Source organism: Streptomyces sp. NPDC029122 (assembly GCF_055569445.1).
In genome coordinates, this window is record NZ_JBVHWK010000017.1 from 98884 (window position 1) to 116869 (window position 17986).

Annotated in this window: 16 protein-coding genes and 1 pseudogene; 6 read left to right on the plus strand and 11 right to left on the minus strand. The window is 71.7% G+C overall.

Annotation, left to right across the window (positions count from 1 at the left end; all coding sequences use genetic code 11):
- Window positions 1-99 precede the first annotated feature (99 nt).
- Together ACZ4WZ_RS20670 and ACZ4WZ_RS20675 are read right to left on the minus strand one after the other, a co-directional pair.
- On the minus strand, window positions 100-288 hold the full coding sequence (locus tag ACZ4WZ_RS20670; RefSeq protein WP_467892302.1) for a hypothetical protein: 189 nt from the start codon (window positions 286-288) through the stop codon (window positions 100-102).
- Window positions 289-293: 5 nt separating this feature from the next.
- Window positions 294-866 (minus strand): DUF5994 family protein, encoded by a 573-nt coding sequence (locus ACZ4WZ_RS20675; protein WP_467892304.1) that lies wholly within the window; start codon window positions 864-866, stop codon window positions 294-296.
- Window positions 867-2141: 1275 nt separating this feature from the next.
- On the opposite strand from ACZ4WZ_RS20675, the pseudogene ACZ4WZ_RS20680 reads away from it, so the two are divergent.
- The 4 genes and pseudogenes from ACZ4WZ_RS20680 to ACZ4WZ_RS20695 form a co-directional block, all read left to right on the plus strand.
- A pseudogene (locus ACZ4WZ_RS20680) lies at window positions 2142-2679 on the plus strand (transposase); the annotation flags it as partial.
- Between the two features lie 465 nt (window positions 2680-3144).
- Window positions 3145-3573 carry a matrixin family metalloprotease gene (locus ACZ4WZ_RS20685; RefSeq protein ID WP_467892307.1) on the plus strand — a complete coding sequence of 143 codons (429 nt, stop codon included), beginning with the start codon at window positions 3145-3147 and terminating at the stop codon, window positions 3571-3573.
- A gap of 2 nt (window positions 3574-3575) precedes the next feature.
- The gene (locus ACZ4WZ_RS20690; protein ID WP_467892309.1) at window positions 3576-4046 is read left to right on the plus strand and encodes a hypothetical protein; all 471 of its coding nucleotides are present in this window, start codon (window positions 3576-3578) and stop codon (window positions 4044-4046) included.
- A 138-nt stretch (window positions 4047-4184) separates the two neighbouring features.
- Window positions 4185-4835 (plus strand): class I SAM-dependent methyltransferase, encoded by a 651-nt coding sequence (locus ACZ4WZ_RS20695; protein WP_467892312.1) that lies wholly within the window; start codon window positions 4185-4187, stop codon window positions 4833-4835.
- Window positions 4836-5238: 403 nt separating this feature from the next.
- On the opposite strand, the gene ACZ4WZ_RS20700 is transcribed toward ACZ4WZ_RS20695, so the two are convergent.
- The 6 genes from ACZ4WZ_RS20700 to ACZ4WZ_RS20725 all read right to left on the minus strand — a co-directional run bounded on the left by ACZ4WZ_RS20700 (window position 5239) and on the right by ACZ4WZ_RS20725 (window position 11586).
- Window positions 5239-7779 carry an ABC transporter permease gene (locus tag ACZ4WZ_RS20700; protein ID WP_467892314.1) on the minus strand — a complete coding sequence of 847 codons (2541 nt, stop codon included), beginning with the start codon at window positions 7777-7779 and terminating at the stop codon, window positions 5239-5241.
- On the minus strand, window positions 7773-8516 hold the full coding sequence (locus ACZ4WZ_RS20705; RefSeq protein ID WP_467892316.1) for an ABC transporter ATP-binding protein: 744 nt from the start codon (window positions 8514-8516) through the stop codon (window positions 7773-7775). Before ACZ4WZ_RS20705 ends, ACZ4WZ_RS20700 begins: the two co-directional genes overlap by 7 nt.
- Before the next feature lie 84 nt (window positions 8517-8600).
- Window positions 8601-9290 carry a DUF4097 family beta strand repeat-containing protein gene (locus ACZ4WZ_RS20710; RefSeq protein ID WP_467892319.1) on the minus strand — a complete coding sequence of 230 codons (690 nt, stop codon included), beginning with the start codon at window positions 9288-9290 and terminating at the stop codon, window positions 8601-8603.
- A gap of 82 nt (window positions 9291-9372) precedes the next feature.
- Window positions 9373-10020, minus strand: coding sequence for a response regulator (locus ACZ4WZ_RS20715; protein WP_467892321.1), 648 nt, complete (start codon window positions 10018-10020; stop codon window positions 9373-9375).
- On the minus strand, window positions 10011-11294 hold the full coding sequence (locus tag ACZ4WZ_RS20720; protein ID WP_467892324.1) for a sensor histidine kinase: 1284 nt from the start codon (window positions 11292-11294) through the stop codon (window positions 10011-10013). The genes ACZ4WZ_RS20715 and ACZ4WZ_RS20720 overlap by 10 nt, the downstream gene beginning before the upstream one ends.
- Before the next feature lie 76 nt (window positions 11295-11370).
- Complete coding sequence (locus ACZ4WZ_RS20725) at window positions 11371-11586, minus strand: hypothetical protein (RefSeq protein ID WP_467892327.1); 216 nt, start codon at window positions 11584-11586, stop codon at window positions 11371-11373.
- Window positions 11587-11980: 394 nt separating this feature from the next.
- On the opposite strand from ACZ4WZ_RS20725, the gene ACZ4WZ_RS20730 reads away from it, so the two are divergent.
- Entirely contained in the window at window positions 11981-12547 is a 567-nt protein-coding gene (locus ACZ4WZ_RS20730; protein WP_467892329.1) for a hypothetical protein, read from the plus strand.
- Between the two features lie 279 nt (window positions 12548-12826).
- Window positions 12827-13201 (plus strand): hypothetical protein, encoded by a 375-nt coding sequence (locus ACZ4WZ_RS20735; RefSeq protein ID WP_467892331.1) that lies wholly within the window; start codon window positions 12827-12829, stop codon window positions 13199-13201.
- A 208-nt stretch (window positions 13202-13409) separates the two neighbouring features.
- Here ACZ4WZ_RS20735 and ACZ4WZ_RS20740 read toward each other — a convergent pair whose 3' ends face one another.
- From ACZ4WZ_RS20740 to ACZ4WZ_RS20750, 3 genes are all read right to left on the minus strand, one after another.
- Window positions 13410-15122 (minus strand): ABC transporter ATP-binding protein, encoded by a 1713-nt coding sequence (locus tag ACZ4WZ_RS20740; RefSeq protein ID WP_467892334.1) that lies wholly within the window; start codon window positions 15120-15122, stop codon window positions 13410-13412.
- On the minus strand, window positions 15119-16957 hold the full coding sequence (locus ACZ4WZ_RS20745) for an ABC transporter ATP-binding protein (RefSeq protein ID WP_467892337.1): 1839 nt from the start codon (window positions 16955-16957) through the stop codon (window positions 15119-15121). Before ACZ4WZ_RS20745 ends, ACZ4WZ_RS20740 begins: the two co-directional genes overlap by 4 nt.
- A gap of 98 nt (window positions 16958-17055) precedes the next feature.
- Window positions 17056-17940: a sterol desaturase family protein gene (locus tag ACZ4WZ_RS20750; RefSeq protein WP_467892339.1), complete on the minus strand. Its 885-nt coding sequence runs from the start codon at window positions 17938-17940 to the stop codon at window positions 17056-17058.
- Between the last annotated feature and the right edge of the window lie 46 nt (window positions 17941-17986).

The window sequence follows — 17986 nt, forward strand, 5'->3', positions numbered from 1 at the left end:
CCTGCGCCCCCCTCCCCCCCCCCCCCCCCCCCCCCCCCCCCCCCCCCCCCCCCCCCCCCCCCCCCCCCGCTGCTCCGGGTCGGAGGAAAGGCTTGTTGCTCACCGGCCGACTCCGGTGTGGTGGGCCCGACGGCCCGTGTCGTCGGGCAGGCCGGGAGGTCTCGGCAGGGGGTCGCTGAAGCGGTAGGTCTCGATCCGGGCGTCGTGCTGGGCGTTGAGCAGGTGGATCAGCCGTATGCCGATACCGGTCGCGAGGATGATCACCGCGATGAAGACGAGGGTCTCCATGTCGCTCACCTCCAGGGGCTTGCGGGCAGCGGGAGGGTTCGGCCCATCGGGCTCCCGAAGGGCGACATGCAGGCCCCGCCTTCGGCCTCCCAGGTGGCTTCCCGGCGCACGGCGTCGCGGATGCCGCGCCCGATGACGGCTTCGTTGGCCATCAGGACGCCGGCGGTGAGAACGCTGCCGGGGATCGCTGCGGCGGCCATCAGGCGGGCTGCGGCGGCGGGCTCCGTCTCCGGCGGGATGACGAGGAGGTCCCAGCGTCCCACGGTGTAGGAGAGCAGGATCAGCTTGTCGGGATCCTGTTCGGTGAACCAGCCCACGTGCAGCACGCGCCCGTCCACGGCAACGGTATGCGGGACGACCGGCCAGCGGGTGGGGCTCACGGTGACGCGCGTGATGCGGCCCCAGCATTGCCCCAGGGCGGCAGCCAGCGGGGGGAGCTCGGTAGCGAGATCGCGGGTGTAGGGCCACCAAGCCCCGTCCAACTGGCCGGCGAGGGTGGTCGTCGGAGTGAGGGACAAGCGTGCCGGGAACTCTGCGACGAGGTCGCGGGGCGCGGTCCGGTCGAGGGTTGTGGTCATGATGTGGACCTGCCCCCGGACTGCCCGTCGGCAGTCCGGTTCTTAGCGATCGCCGGAAATGGCACCCGCGTGGAAGCCGGTGCGCGAAGGACTTCCGGTACTTCCACTGTACGCCCGTTCGATGGGTAATCACCGGTGTGACCAGGTATTTTCGGGCGGAGGCGCTGTGAAGGGCGTCGGTGCGGCGGCGGGGAGTGCCGTGAAACGACGGGCGGGCTCGCGTACGTCGCAGGCCGGGATCGGTTCCGACCTGCGACGGGGCACAGCCGTACCCCGTAGACAGGCGGATCCACATGGCTGACTTCGGTATTCCCGGGGTGCCCATCGGGATGCCGTCGGCGTCGCTGACCGTGGTCGGTGCCGGGCGCCGTACGTCCCGGTTCCGGCTCGACTTCCCGCACCTGGTCCTCGCCGACGACACCGAAGGGGAGGACCAGCTGTCGGGCTGGTCCACCGACGAGGACGCCTACGAACCGGCCGTCTTGACGGCGGGGGAGTTGGGAGCGTTGGTGTGTCGGCTGACGGCGCCGGGCACGGTGCCTTTGGCGGTGCTGGGGGGGGGGTGCGGGTGGTCGAGCGGTTCCGTTCGGGATCGGGCGGCCTGCGGGCGCTGGCGTGTCCGACCCAAGCACGGGGCGCCGCCGCGGAAGGGACGCGGGCGGGGCGGTCCGTCACGGGGTGCCGTACGCCGGCTTGGGGGTGGAGTGCGCGTGCCGCCGGCACGACTGCGGCGGCCTGGTCCCCGTGTCCTGGTGCGTCGAGCACGGGGACCAGGCCGGCCCGGCGATGGAGTGGCACCCCGGAGGCGGGATCCGCTGCGCCGAGTTGACCCCGAGGGCTGCGGGGAGGTGATGCTGTGATGACCTCGACCGCACTCGGGGAACGCTACCGGCGACTGCCGGTGACCACCCGAGGCCGCCCCGCAACAGCGCAGAGCGTGCGGGAACTCCTGCTCACGGCCCTGACGCGGTCGCCTGTCCGCTGTGCCGGCCCGACAGCGAACTGGGCCTCCGGCCCGTTGGAACGGCACCCAGGCCTTCAGCGACCACGACCTGGTCGCTTTTCGGCGCCCACCCGACGCGGCAGCCGGGCCGTCTGTTTGCCCACAAGCAGCAGTCTCCGCTCGGAACGAGCAGAAAGGGTCCGTCAGCAAGCTGACGGACTCTCATGCAAGATCGAGTTAGCTTGATCTTTAACGTGCGGCGTCGAACGGTGAGTCGTACTTGAACACTCGGTTCGGTACCCGCCTTACGCGGAAGCGGCCTTCGTCTGAACATGTGCTCCGACCAAGGAACACACACGTCCAGCACGAAGGGGGGCGAGTTCTGCTCCTGTCTCACCGCCCGTTCGGACGCTCTGTTCGAGCTGGCCGATGCGGTTCTGTGCGGTGACGGACCGGTGAAATCGCTGGCCGAGCTGTCGCTGGTGGGTGAACACCGCCATAGTCACGGCAGTCTCTACGCCGCCCTTGCCCAGGGCCGGGTCGACGCGGACCGGATGCGGCAGGCACTGGCTTCGGTGCCGCTGCCCTGGGCGGCGGACGGCCGACTGGTCCTGGCCGTTGACGTCACGTGCTGGCTCAGGCCGGCCGCCCACACGTCACCGCAGAGGATCCTGTGTCACACCTATGGCCGGGGCAAGGACCAGCACATCCCCGTTCCGGGCTGGCCGTACTCGATTGTGCGTGCTGGAGCCGGGCCGCAGTTCGTGGACCGCGCCGCTGGACGCGTTGCGTCTGGCGCCTGGGGACGACACCGCCACCGTCACCGCCCGGCAGCTGCGCGACCTGGTCGAGCGGCTGATCACCGCAGGTCACCGGCTCCGGAAGGGGTGATCAGTGGCCGCACCGAAGGGACCCACCAGCCGGCTGGTGCCCCTGGGGAAGGTGCTCACGAAAATGAGGGAGAACCGCGGAGAGCGACGCCAAGACGTCGCCGTGGCCCTCGACGTGAACCGGCTCTACTGGCCGACGCGCATCGAGCGTAGCCGGTCGGCGCTCCCGTAGGAGTCCAGGCGGAGGGCTCGTCGATACCTCTTCCCGGCGACGCCCAGCGGAGCTCTCCGCAGCTCCTCAGGCAGTGACTCTTTGTACCTGGCCACTTGCAGCAGGTAAGTTTGGGGAGTGGCTCTCCCGCTTCTCGGCCTCGCTGCGGCCACCACCGCGTCCGTCTTGCTGGCCTTACCCCAGCCCCTCCCAGCAGCCGCGGATGTCCGTGCTCCGGCGAGGTGTGTCCCTTCCGGCCAAGACTCCAAAGGCAGGTCGTCGGTGGACGCGGGCGTGATCGCTTGGGAAGACGAGACCGTCTTCGATGACGCCCGCACCTACGCGGCAGGCCAGTGGACCAGCGGCAACCTCAAGCAGGTCAAGCTCCACCCGGACACCGCCTCGGAGGTCGCCGACCTGGAGTGGAATGACACCCGCTCGAGCGGCGGCGACTGGAAAAACGTCCTGGCGCGCTGGACCGGACTACCAGGCACGGACAGCGTCACCATGAATCGCTACTACCTGGACGACGGCGGGACCCGCGGGACCGCCGCGCACAGGCGCCGCGTCGCCACTCATGAGCTCGGCCACGCCCTCGGCTTCTGCCACAAGAGCACGCAGGTCGCCTCGGTCATGTGGGCCGACAACGCCGAGGCTGCGCGCGCCGGCATCGACCAGATCACCACCACCGACCGCACCCATTACCACCAGCTGTGGGGATGAACATGAAGAAGATCCTCGTTCTCGCCGTCTCGGCCGGTGCGGCGGCCGCCCTGGCCGGCGGCGCCTGGCTCGGCTGGGACCAGTACCGCACCGCACACACCACGCAGAGCGAGGCAGTCCACGCCTTCGACACCACCAACCCAAACCTCGTGGCGCCTGAAGCCACCGCCGTGTTCACCGGCACCGTCCTGGAAGACCTCGGCCGGCGCACCGTCGAAGGCCTTCCCTCCGACGCCTACCGAGTACGCGTCGACCGCGTCCTCAAGGGCAGCGCGGCCGGGGAGATCCTGGTCAGCCAGAGCGACGAGACCGAGCACAAGTACCAGGTCGGCGAGACCTACATGTGGGCTACCAACCCCGCCACCCGCCCCGAGGAAGGGGTGGCCCAGCTCTACGACGCCGACCCCCGACCGGCCGACGCGGCGGACATCGATACATGGACCACCGCCCTGCACCACGCCTCACAACACTAGCGGAGAAACTGTCAGCGCCGACGGGGAGTTCTGGTCGGTGACCTGGCACACCCGTACCGACCGCGCAGCCGATTCTGATTCCCCGGCGGCTGTGGTTCCGCCCGGCTCGCTGTCAGTGGCCACTGAGAGGATCATCGAATGACGAACTCCGCCATCACGGCCTACTGGGACGCCGCGGCCGACGCCTTCGACGAAGAACCCGACCACGGACTGACCGCGGCACCCACCCGCGCCGCCTGGGCCGCCCGCCTGAACTCCTGGCTGCCGGCCACCCCAGCGAGCGTGCTGGACGTGGGCTGCGGCACCGGCTCCCTGTCCAAGCTCGTCGCCGAAGCCGGCCACCAGGTCACCGGCGTCGACCTCGCCCCGAAGATGGTCGAACAGGCCCGGGAGAAGCTGCGGGCGGCCGGCTTGAAGGGCCGGTTCCTCATCGGGGACGCCGCCAACCCGCCCACGAGCGACGAGCGGTACGACGTCCTGCTCTCCCGGCACGTGGTGTGGACCCTGCCCGACCCACAGGCAGCCCTTCGCCAGTGGACCGCTCGGCTCCGCCCCGGCGGCCTGCTGATCCTGGTCGAAGGACGCTGGCGCGAAGCCGGACAGAGCGGCGTTCCCTACGTCGCAGGCGCCGAAACCCTGCCGTGGTACGGCGGCATCACCGCCGAAGACCTCACCGCCGCCGTACGACCGCTCGTCGCAGGCTTGCGAGTGGAGGACCTCAGCAACGACCCCGACCTGTGGGGCGGCCCGGTCACCGACGAACGCTACGCACTCATCGCCCGCGTCTGACCAACCCCTCCGCAGCCCGGTGGTTCCGGCATCACGGGCACCGGGCTGTTGCCGCTGGCCCGAGCGGCCGCCGCCCCACCTCAAGGAATCTCCACCGCCTGGCGGGTGGCCGCCACCAACCTGGCGTTTGAAGTCACCAGGGTGCTTGCCAGGGCAGCATCGGGATGCTCCTGGCGAAAGGGCCTGGTCATGCCGCAGATGCCCAAGGTCGAGCTGTACGCGGCGATCCGGCGCGCCCACCGTGGCGGCATGAAGATCCGGGAAGGCCCCTCGGTGCGCGCCGAGGCCCCGTCCGCGGAGTCCGGTACCGGTTCAGCCTCCCGCTCGCGCACCCGGACACGGAACCGGCCCCGCAGCCATCGAGGCTGCGGGGCCGGTCGGTCGCCCATCGGGCACCGGCGGATCAACCGGCCTCGCCGCTGATCCCGGCGAGGATACTGCGCCCGTCGCCGCCACGGAGGGCCAGGGCCGCGGGGAGCACGGCCGCCGTCAGCGCGATGGCGGCGCTCACGGCGAGCAGTTCGCCGAGCGGGACCCACGGCACCATCGCCGGGGTCTCTCCGACCAGCCGGGTCAGTGCCACCCACGAGCCGGTGATGCTGATGGCCGAGGCGGCCGCGCCGATCACGGCGCCCGCCGCGACGCACATCAGCGTCTCCACCGTCACCGCCCGGAGTACTTGCCCCTTGGTGGCGCCGGCGAGCCGCAGCATCGCCAGCTCGCGGCGACGGTCGCTGACCGTCATCACGAGGGTGTTGGCCAACGCGAGCAGCGCGTACAGGACCGACAGGCCGAGGATCACCAGCATGCCGTTGCGGGAGCTCTCCGCGTTGGCGTCGGTGGCCGCGGCCGAGACCTCGTCGGGGGTGCTCACCTTGGCCCCCAGACCGTGCACGGCCGCTTCCAGGGCTGCCGCGGCACCTGCGCGGTCCGCGCCGTCCCGCACTCGTACGGTGATCCTGCCCGGCAGGCCGGAGCCCGCGTACGCGGAGTCCACGTACGCCCGCACGCTGTCGTTGCCCGGTGCCAGCACGGCGGCGACCCGCAGCTCCTTGGGGGAGCCGTCCGCCAGCCAGAGCTTGACCGTGTCACCGGCGTGCGGTGAACCCGGCCAGATGCTGCTCACCACGACGGATTCGGATCCGAGGGCGGAGAGCGAGCCCTCGGACACCTTCAGCGCGGCCAGGGACTCCAGCGCCGCCGCGTCGACGGCTGCCGCCGAGCGGGCGACCGCGGGCTTGGGGCCGCGGTCGGCGAGCAGCATCGTGGGCGTGCTGACCAGCGTCGTGACCCCGGGTACGGACTGCACCCGCTGGACCACGGCCCGGCTCAGGCCCGGCGTACCGGCCGGCGAGACGACGAAGTCCGCACGGGAGAGCTGCTGGCGGACGTTGCTGTCCTCAGCGGCGTTGATGGTGTTGATGGTCCCCAGCAGACAGCCGGCGAGGCTGATGATGATCACCACCGGGGTGCTGGTGGCGGCCGTGCGGCGGACCGCGGTCAGCGCGCTCTGCCGGGCGGTCGTCCACACGACGCCGCCCGCCTCCTCGGCGTCGGGGTCGCGGCGCCGGGCGGCCGCGGTGGGCAGCGCCGTCAGGAACTCGATCAGCGGGCCGGCGACCACGCCGGCGAGGGTGACGCAAGCGCCGACGATCAGCAGGCACAGGGATGCCGACGCGGCGGCGTTCGAGCCGGCCTCCGGCTGCACGGCGGCCGTACCGGAGACGGCGGCGACGCCCGCGGCCAGGGCCAGCCCACCGAGAACCCAGCGCACCAGGTTCCCGGCCCGGGAGGTCCGTTCGACCGCCGCGTCCCGCAGCGCCTCGCCGGGGGCGACCCGACCCGCCCGTACGGAGGAGACCATGACGCCGGCCAGCGCCGTGAACATGCCGATGCCCGCGGCGCTCAGCAGCGCCCACCAGGGCACCGGCACCGTGAAGTCCGGGGTGACGATGGAGTGGTCCACCAGCCAGTTCCGGGCCAGCGGGGCACCGGCCGGGCCCATCAGGGCGCCCGCGGCCGAGGCGAGCACGCCGACGAGCACGGCCTCGCACCAGATCACGCGGCGCAGCTGGCGCCGGGTGGATCCGACCAGCCGCAGCAGGGCCAGTTCCCGGCGGCGCTGCGCGATCGACAGCGCGAAGGTCCCGGCGACCACGAAGACGGCGACGAAACCGGCCACCCCGGCCGCCAGACCGAGCGGAGTGTCCACGCTGTCCATCTGGGCCAGCAGGACGAGGTGGTGGGGGTCGGCGACGGCGCGCTCGCTGCCGGTCAGGACGGAGACACGGGCGCCCCCGGCCGCCGCCACGGCCTTGCGCACCTCTTCGGCCGGTCCGTAGGCGGCCAGGGCGTCGACCGCCGGGGAGAGGCGTGCCGCCGCGCCGTCCGAAAAGAACAGCGCGTGCTCGAACGGCGCTTCGTCGGTGACGCCGGTGACGGTGGCGGTGCGCGGCCCGGTAGCGGTCGTCAGGCGCAGTTGCTTGCCGATGAGCACGGTGTCACCGCCGCCCACCACGAGCTCGTCGTCCGCGGCGGGCGGCCGGCCGCCCGCCAGGCGGTAGCCGCCGGCCTCGTGCGCCGACCAGCCGCGCCCCACCTGGTCTTTGGGCCCGCCCTCCAGCTGGGCGTAGAAACTGTGGTCCTCGACGACCCGGCCGGTCGCGGCGACGGCCGCCACGAGCTGCGGGGTAAGGCCCGGCTGCTGGGGCAGTGCCGTGCTCTGCGTCTGACCGGACGTGCCGACGACGTCGATCGTGCTGTTCGGGACGACGACGACCGGCGCCTCGGACCAGCGCTGCCGGGCGGAGTCCACGACGCTGCCGGTCGCGGCTATCACCGGGATCGCGGTCGCCATCAGCCCGACACCGAAGGCGAGCGCGACGAAGGTGCCGACGAAGGACACCCAGCGCACGCGCAGGGTGGCGAAGGCGACGCTCAGCATGCGACGGCTTCCAGACTGGTCATGCGGGCGGCCACCTGCTCGGCCGTCGGGGCCTGGAGGGAGCCGGCGAGCCTGCCGTCGGTGAGGAAGACGACGCGGTCCGCGTACGAGGCGGCGACCGGGTCGTGCGTCACCATGACCACCGCGCGGTCGCCGTCGTCCGCCAGGGCGCGCAGCAGACCGAGCACCTCGCGCCCGCTCTTGGTGTCCAGGGCGCCCGTCGGCTCGTCGGCCAGGACGACCGCGGGGCGGCTGATCAGCGCCCGCGCGACGGCGACGCGCTGCTGCTGGCCGCCGGACAGCTCGCCGGGCCGGTGCCGGGCCCGGTCGGCCAGGCCGACCGACTCGAGCGCCGCCAGCACCTCGGACTTCTTGGGCCGTCGGCCCGACAGCTTGAGGGGCAGCACGACGTTCTGAGCGGCCGTCAGGGACGGCAGGAGGTTGAACGACTGGAAGACGAAACCGATCTTCTCGCGGCGCAGCACGGTCAGTTCCCGGTCGCCCAGACCGCCCAGCTCGGTGCCGCCGACGAGCACGGTTCCGCTGTCGATGGCCTCCAGTCCCGCGGCCGAGCGCAGCAGCGTCGACTTGCCGGATCCGGACGGCCCCATGATGGCGGTGAAGGTGCCGACCGGAAAGCCGAGGCTCACCCGGTCGAGTCCCACGACGGGCTCGGGTCCAGAACGGTAGGTCTTTGCGACGGAGCGGAGTTCGACACCGAATCGTGTAACGGTCATGTTGGCAAGTACACCTTCCGGCCCATCGCGGAACAATGAACTGCGGATCAGTTGTGGGGGTGGTGCCTGCACCACCCCCAGGGTTCAGTGGATGCGGATTCCGCCCTTGCCGGTGCGCACGGTCACGGCGTGCCGGGCCGTGCGGTTGACCGGGAGGGAGATCATCGGGGCCGTGTCGCTGTGCGTCTCGACGGCGTACTCCGTGCCGGCGGGCAGGGAGAGATCGACCGCGCCGGTGTCCGTGAACACCTCGAGAGCGACGGGCGGTTCGGCGAAGTCCCCCCGCACCGCGCCCCGGGAGGTCTCCACGGACACCCGGGAGGAACGGCTGTCGGTGAGGGTGGCGGTGCCCGAGTCGGTGCGCAGCCCGACGGGACCGGCCGCACCGCGAACGTCGATGGTCCCGGTGCCCGTCCGCAGATCGAGCGGGCTGGCGAGACCACTGGCGGAGATCGCACCGGAGCCCGCGCCGACCCGGGCGGCCAGCCCCGCCGGGACCGCGATGTCCAGCCGCAGGGAGCAGCCCGTGCGGCACGTGGCCCGCACGGAGACCCGGCCGTCCTCCGCGCCGACCGACACCTCGGGCCGGGGGCCCGACCACGTGCCCGTCGCCGCGACCCGTACATCGGAATCGGTGCCCGGCCGCAGCGAGACGGCGGTGCCCTCGGTCTCCACCTCCAGCAGGGAACTGCCCGCGGCATCGGCCCACAGCGCCTGCTCGAACCCGCGGGGGGCCGCGAGCAGGGCGACGATGCCCAGGCAGGCGCAGGCCACGGTGACGACCAGCAGCGCGAGGCCGCCGCCGACGGCCCACCCGCGTTCCCGTGCCGACGCCGGACGTGCTGACGTACGGATCTCAGGCTCCCAGGTAGCGCAGGACGGCGAGGACGCGCCGGTGCCCGCCGCCGTCCTCCTTGGGCAGGTCCAGCTTCGCGAAGATGTTGTTGATGTGCTTGCCCACCGCGCTGTGCGTGATCGTCAGGGTCGTCGCGATGGTCGCGTTGGACTCGCCCTCGGCCATCAGCGCCAGTACTTCGCGCTCCCGGGCCGTCAGCGCCGTCAGCGGGTCCTGCCGGCGGCTGCGTGTCAGCAACTGCTTGACGACCTCCGGGTCGAGCACCGTCTCGCCCGCCCGCACCCGTTCCAGCGTCTGGACGAAGTCGTCCACGTCGGAGACACGGTCCTTGAGAAGGTAGCCGATCCCGCCGGTGTTCTCGCCCACGAGGTCGAAGGCGTACCGCTCCTCCACGTACTGGGAGAGCACCAGCACCCCGGTCCCCGGCCAGCGGCTACGGATCACCAGGGCCGCGCGCAGCCCCTCGTCGACGAACGTCGGTGGCATCCGGACGTCCACGACGCAGACGTCCGGGCGGTGTTCCGCCACGGCGGCCAGAAGGGCCTCACCGTCGCCGACCGCGGCCGCCACCTCGAAACCCTCCTCGCCCAGCAGCAGCACCATGCCGTGCCGCAACAGGGCGGAATCCTCCGCGATCACTACCCGCATTGCACATCCACTTCGATAAGAGTCGGGCCGCCCGGCGGGCTGGTCACCGTCAGCGTGCCGTCGATCCCCGCGACCCGCCCGGCCAGCCCGGCCAGCCCACTGCCGCGGGCCGGATCCGCCCCGCCCGCACCGTCGTCACCGATGATCACACGGAGCCGGTCGGCGTCCCGGCGGATCTCCACCCACGCCCGGGAAGCTCCGGCGTGCTTGGCGACGTTGGTCAGCGCCTCCGTCACCACGAAGTAGGCCGCGGACTCGACGGCGGCCGGGGGCCGCGGCTCCGCCTGCACGTCCACGGTGACCGGTACGGGTGCGCGGGCCGCGACGGCGGTGAGCGCCGCGCCCAGGCCCCGGTCGCCGAGCACGGGAGGGTGCAGACCCCGGGCCAGTTCCCGCAGCTCCGTGATGGCCGCACGGGCGTCCTCGCGGGCGCCCTCCACGATCTCCCGCGGCGCCTCGTCACCCGACTTGCGCAGACGGGAGACCACCCGGCCCAGCGTCATCGCCACGGCCACCAGCCGCTGCTGCGCCCCGTCGTGCAGATCACGCTCTATCCTCTTGCGTTCCGCCTCGACGGCCGCGAGCAACAGATCGCGACTCGATGTCAGTTGCACCACCCGCTCGGTGAGCTCGAGATCCCGGGGCGGCGCCAGCAGGGCCCGCCCGAGCGCCGCGTCGAGCGCCACCAGGGCCCGCACCAGGACGGGCGACACGAACACCCCGAACAGCACAGCGGCCACGGAGACCACGAGGGATTCGCCGACCCTGTCCACGGAGACCGGGCCGAGGGCCGCCCGGCCGCGCGGCAGCCGGTCGTAGTAGCCGGGCAGCGCCACGAGCGTGAGCGGCACGGCCCAGGCCAGCGCGACCCCCGCCCCGGTCACCACCGACACCGGGATCAGCGTCACGAAGTACCCGAGCTCCCGCCACGCGCAGCGGTCGCGGGCCAGCGAGCGCAACGCGGGCAGCAACGGCCCGACCCGCCGGACGCGGGGCGGCGCCGGGATCTCCACCCGGCAGGTCGAGGCGAAGCGGCGGCGTTCCAGAGCCGCTAGCCGGCCCAGCGCCCAGCCCGCGGCGACCACGACGGGTACGCCGGACAACGCGACGGGCAGCAGGACGATTCCCGCCACCAGCGCGAGCAGGAGGGCCGCGGCCGCCAGGCCGATCGCCCCGTCGGCCGCGAGATGCGCGCAGCCGCCCCACAGCGCGCCCGACCGAAGCGCCCGCCACGGCCGCCGCGGTATCGCGCCGCTCACCCCGGCCGTCGCCATCCGCCCCACCCCATCTCTTCCTGCAGTCGTCCGGCGTCCCGCGCCGCCGCCCGGTCCGCCCGGCCGGCCCGGTCGCTCAGTCCGACATGGCGACCAGCAGCCGGCGCGGACCGGTGTACGGCCGGTGGCCGTGACCGCCCAGGATCTTGTCGATCACCATGACATCACCGGCCCGCCAGTCCACATCGACCGCCGTCGCCAGACCGCGGTCGCGCGCCTGCACCACGTACTCGGCCGGGATCGGCTCGCCGTCGGCGAAGGTGACCGGCTGGGGCAGCTGCTCGGGAGGCATCAGCCGGGCCGGCGCGGCCGCCGCCTCATCGCCGAGCGCGGCCGGGTGCCACTGGTCGGACTGGTTGAACCGGACCTCCGCCCCCGTCCGGGGGTGCCGGACGGGGGCGGGCCGGTGCGGGGTGACCCGCGGGCTGCCGTCGGGTCAGGCGCTCCCACTCGGCCTCCTCGACCAGCCACTGCTCCTCGGCAGTTTGCTCAGCACTTCGTAGGCCGTGTTGTTGATCAGGTGTGAGCCCGGCGTGCCGGGCCGACATCCCATCACAGGACTGTCTGCTCATACACACGGCTCTGTCGGGGACCTTGTGATGTTGCAGGACCCGCAATATATGATCACCCCCCTGAGCCGGCCGGGCAGGTCCTTCCGCGCAGTGGTGGCCTTTTACTTTGGCGCCATGGGAGAGACGAACGTGAGGCGGCGGATCGAGTTGACGCACGAGAACGTCCACGCCGGTGAGCACGGTACCCGTGCGCGGTGTCTGCCCGAGCCGTGGATGTGCGATGTCTTCCATATCGACGGCAGCCTGAGGGACATTCGGGTCCTCGACACGACCCGCGTCGAGTGGATCGCGGTCCTCGAACGCCTGCGTGTCGTAGCCGACGAGACCGAGGTGGAGCACCCTTACGCGCGGCTCGATCCCGTGCGTCCGGCCTTCGCCGACCTCTTCCGTGTCTGGGCGGACGAGCCGGAGGGCCGGGGGACGAGTTTCGCCTTCCGGGCCCGCTTCGGCCCCGTGTGGTTCTTCGCCCTGCCCTGCGACGAGGAGGAGATCGAGTTCTCCGTCTGGCCCGAGGACGTCCTTGACGAGACGGGGGTGGCCTCCGTGCTGCGGTTCCTGGTCGAGGTCGCGACGGCCACTCAACGACGGGCCCTGATGACCGGTGAAACCGTCCGGTATGACCCGGGGATGCCGACACTGATCTCCCACGACCCGGTCACCGGCCTCACTTCCCACATCTGAAGAATGTTGGACGTGCGCGGCATGTCATCGGGAGCCTGCCGTGTCCGACCCCCGCGTCATCCCGGTCACCAGAGCCACCGGTCGGCAGGGCGGTGCCACCGCCCGCGCCTTGCTCTCCCGAGGCTCGGACGTCCGCGCGCCCGTCCGCGACGGAGGTGTTGGCGTGCGGACTTCTTTCCCCAGTTGTGTACGACGAACGCCCCATCTCTGGCCGCGGGTGGCGGCAGTGCGGCAGGGATCTCGGTTGAGATCGACGCCTCGACCAGGGACACTCGCGCGATGAGCCACAGCACGTCGTCTGAACTGGTCGAGCGAGGGTGGGACGAGCCCTGGTACCGGGTCCGTTCGGAGGGTTTCGAGGCGTTGTTCCTGCCCAGCGGCGGCGAGGACTTGGACGAGGTCTGCAACGTCGATGTCTTCGTGACTCTGGAGGATGGATCTCGTTGGACCGCGACCGCGTTCACCGTCGCGGAAGTCGAGCGCCTGATGAAACTCTGGGCAGGGACCGGCGAAGCCCTCGGGGGCCGGTACTTCTGGGCGTCGGACGGCCTGATCGTCAGGGATGCCGGCATCGACAACATGACCGGCGTGATCGCCGGACTGATCGAAAACGGCGAGTTCTCCGCGATCTTTCAGCAGGTGATCGACAACTGATGCACCGGAACATGAAGACCTGGCCCCACTCCCATCCGGAGTCCGGCCTGCTAGCACCGCAGCAGCGGCTGCGCTCAGTCCGGGCGGCGGGACCGCGTACGGGGCGGTGGCCCGCTTGAGCACGGTCAGCGCCTTCCAGCTCGGACGTGGCCGACGGACCCGCTCCAGCAGGGCCGTCGACACGGTCCGACCGCCGTGGCCCGGCTCGTCACGCGCCGCCCGGGGTCAGGGAGACGTCCCAGAAAGCGGCGTAGCGGCCGCCGAGGCGCAGCAGTTCGTCGTGGCTGCCTTCCTCCACGATCCGGCCGCCGTCCAGGAAGACGACGCGGTCGGCGCGTCGGACGGTGCGCATCCGGTGCGCGACCATCACCACCGTGCGGCCGGCCATCAGGCGTTCGATGCCCTCGTGGACGGCTGCCTCGTTCACCGGGTCCAGTGCCGAGGTCACCTCGTCCAACAACACCACGGGCGCGTCCTTCAGCAGTGCCCGCGCGATCGACACGCGCTGGCGTTCACCACCCGAGAGCAGCGCCCCGCCCTCGCCGACACGCGTGGACCATCCACCGGGCAGACGCTCGATCACCTCGTCCAGCCGGGCCGCCGTCGCCGCCGCCCGTACCTCGGCCTCGTCGGCGTCGGGGCGGCCCAGACGCACGTTCTCCTCGATCGTGCCGTCGAAGAGGTAGACGTCCTGGAAGACGATGGCGAACTGCTCCATCAACACCCGCGGGTCGACGGCACGTACGTCCACACCGCCCACGCGCACGGCGCCCGCGTCCACGTCGTAGAACCGCGCGAGCAACTGCAGGAACGTGCTCTTGCCGGAACCCGAGGGCCCGACCACGGCCAGCCGCTGACCCTGCGGCAAGGACAACGACAGGCCGTCGATCACCGTGCGCTCGCCGCGCCGGAAGGAGACGGACTCGAACTCCACGTCGTGCCGTACCGGCTGGACCGGTTCGGGAGCCTCCGGCAGCGGCTCGGTACGCAACACCGCTTCGAGTCGCGCCAGTTCGTAACGCGCGCTGCGGATCTGGCCGCCGATGTCCGACAGGGACAGCAGCGGATCCGCGCAGCGGGCGGCCAGCACCAGGATCGACAGGACCTCCGCCGCACCGATGTCCCCGCCGAGCGCGAGATAGGCGCCCAGGGCCAGCACGACGGTGAACGTCATCTGCACCGCGAGCGTCAACCCCACCACGCCGGGCAGCGCCGACAGCGCGGAGCGGCGGGACGCGCGCTCGACGTCCCGCAGCGAGTCGTCGAGCAGCCTGAAGCCTTCGACGGTCCGGCCTCCGGCGCGCAGCACCGGCTGGGCCTGGAGGTACTCGATGACCCGCCCGGTGGCCTCGTGGTCATGTTCGTGCCGCTCGGCGTCGGCGGCGGCCATCGAGCGGCCGGTCCGGACCAGGATCAACGCCACGATCGGTACGGCGGCCGCCGCGGCCACACCGATCTGCCAGTTGAAGGCCAGCATCACGACGACGATCGTCAGGGGGGTCACACAGGCGGAGATGAACGGGCCCAGCAGGTGCGCGATCACGCTCATCGCCTGGAGGACGCCGCGGCCGGCCAGCACGGACAGCTCTCCGAGGCGGCCCGCGTCGTACCAACCGAGGGGCAGCCGGGCCAGATGATCGCCGAGACGGTGGTACGTGCCGCGCAACAGCGTGGTCCCGGCATGAAAACCGGACCGGTCGCCGGCGTAACGCAGAACCGCGTAACCCGCGACCGCGGCCCCGAACGCGATCAGCCAGAGCCGGGCGTCTTCGGGTGTGCTGCCGAAAAGGGCCCGCAGCACGGGAACCAGCAGGGCGTAGGACAGGCCCTCGACCACCGCGGTCACGGTCATCAGGGCCACGGTGCGACGCACCGGCCGGGCGTATTCGCGGCCCAGCACGCGCAGCAGCATGCGGATCATCGGAGCTCGTCTCCTTGCGGTACGTCAGCCAGGGTCGTGGCCGGGTCGTCTTCCGTCGTACGCCGGGACTGCCAGAACGCGGCGAACCTCCCGGGCCGTGCCAGCAGTTCGGCGGGTCTGCCCTGTTCGACGATCAGTCCTCCGTCCAGCATCACGACGGTGTCGGCGTCGGCGATCGTCTCCAGGCGGTGGGCGATGACCAGGACGGTGCGGTCACCCTCCAGCGTGGCCAGTGCGCGGCGCACCGCCTGCTCGGTCTGCGGGTCCGCGAACGCGGTCGCCTCGTCGAGCACGAGGACGGGCGCGTCGGCGAGCAGTGCGCGGGCGAGCGCGATCCGCTGCGCCTCGCCACCCGACAGACCGGCGTCCTCACCGATCACCGACCGGTATCCGCGGGGCAGTTCCAGGATGCGATCGTGGATGTTCGCCAGCCGGGCGGCGCGCACCACGTCGTCGAGGTCGGCGTGCGGTACCGCCAGCGCGATGTTGTCCGCGACCGACGCACGCAGCAGGCGGACGTCCTGGAACACGAAGGAGACCTTCCGGTAGAGCTCCCGGCTGCCGAGCTCGCGCAGGTCCACACCGCCCAGGGTCACCGAACCATGGGTCGGGTCGAAGTACCGCGGCAACAGCTGGACCAAGGTGGACTTCCCGCTTCCCGACGGCCCCACGATCGCGGTGGTCGTTCCCGGTTCGAGCACCAGGTCGACCCCGCGCAAGACCTCGTGATCGGCTTCGTAGCCGAATCGGACGCCACGCAGTTCCACCCGGTGACCCCGCGGTGCCGCCGGGTGCGCGGGCTCCGGCAGCGGCCGCACCGCGAGCACCTCCCGGATCCGGCCGACGGCGCGGCGGGCGGCCTGCACGTCGTCGAACCCGTGACCGAGGGCCGCCACCGGAGCGGTCAGGCCCAGTCCGAGGAGCAGGAAGGGCAGCAGATCGGCCGGAGCCATGCCACCGGTGGTGATCAGAGCCGTACCGCCGATCAGGACGACCAACAGTACGAACGGCGGCGACAGCGCCACCTGCATCCCCGCGGCGATGCCGGCGAGCCCGCGCACCATCCTGAAGAAGCTGCCGACGAAATCGTCCACGGCGGTGAGGAACCTACGGTGGGCGCGCCCCGACGCGCCGAACGCCTTGACCACCGCGATGCCCTGGACGAACTCGACGACGGAACTCGAGATCCGTCCCATGGCCGCGTCGAACTCCTCCTGCTCGTGCAGCCGGGCCGGGGTCATCATCAGAGGAACGAGCGCCACTGCCATCACGACCGGTATCAGCGTGATCAGTGTGAGCCGCCAGTCGACGGTGAACAGGTAGACCAGCGACGCCAGAGGAACCACGAAGGCGGAAACCAGCTCGCCGGGGGTGTGGGCGATGAACGGGTGCACCGCGCTGACGTCGTCCCCCACCACCTTCGCCAGCTCACCGGTCCGGCGCCGGGAGAACCAGCCGATCGGTACCCGCCCGAGCCGCGCGGCCAGGCGCCGACGGAGCGTCAGTTGCACCCGGCCGTCCAAGACGTGTCCCAGTCCTGACGAGGCGGCCGTGAACAGAAGCCGGAGGAACAGGCCCGCGGCACCTTCGATCACGACGATCCGTACATGGCCGGCATCGGCCGGGCCGGGCGCCAGCAGCGTGCGCCCCAGCTCGACGACCGCCAGCAGCGGCATCAGACCGGCGAGGGCGCCTATGACCTGCAGCGTCACCACGGCGGCGAAACCCGGGTAATAGGGGCGCAGCAGCGCCGCGGTGCTCTCTTCCGCCGCGGAATCGGTACCGGGCGGTGGTGCGGACCGCTCCCTTGCCTGGGCGGGGTGGGTGGTGGTCATGGTCCTCCTGTCTTCGTCGATCCCGTCACGACCGGGCCCGGATTCGGGCCGGCCGGTCATGGGGTTCGTGGGGGATGGGCGGTGGCCACATGCCGTGATCAAGAACCGGGCCGGAACGGTTCGGCCAGCTGGGCGAGGTAGGAGGCCGGGTAGTCGGGTTTCGCGGCCATGCCCAGGTCTTCGGAGGTGAACCGCCGCTCCGGGTCGTAGGTGTAGGTGCGCATGGCGTGGTCCCAGACGAGGGTGAACAGGCCGAAGTTGACGTCTCCGATGCCGGCCCATTTCAGGTGGTGGAACCGGTGGCCCTGGTTGAGGGCGAGAACCTTGGTGAGCGGGCCGGCGCGGTAATCGGCGTTGGAGTGCTGGAGCAGTAGCTGGACGGCGACGGCGAAGGCCAGGACGGAGGCGACGTCGAGGGGCATGCCGAGCAGCAGCAGCGGGGTGACGCCCCCGAGGGTTTCGAGGCTCTGGTGGAGGGGATGCTTCATCAGACCGTTGAAGCCGTAGAAGCGCGTGACGCTGTGGTGGACGGCGTGCAGCCGCCACAGCCAGCCGACGTGGTGGCTGGCGCGGTGTACGAGGGTGATGCCGAGGTCGGCGACGGCGACGGCGAGCAGCACCTGGCACCACAGCGGCCAGCTGTCCGGCCACGCCCCCGGGGCCGGCGCGAGCGCGGCGGCCGCGGGCACGACGGCGAGCCCGGCAAGGGTGAACACCTCGTTGACGAACGCGTGGACGGTGTCGCGGCGGCCGTCCCCGCGCGGGGCGTTCCACGCGGGCAGGTACGGCAGCACGCGTTCCGCGGCGAACGAGCAGCCCACCGCGAACGCCAACAGCACCAGCAGCCACAGTTTCGGGGCGCCCGCCCCGACCAGCCAAATGGCGGCACCGTTGACGCCGAGCAGCATGAAGGGCACGTACGCGTACCGGACCAGGAATCGAGCGAGGGCGACAGCGGGCGCCGCGGCGGTCGTTGTAGGCATACCGGCAGCCTCGCGCCCGCGGTGCCCGGCGAGCTTGAACGGATCC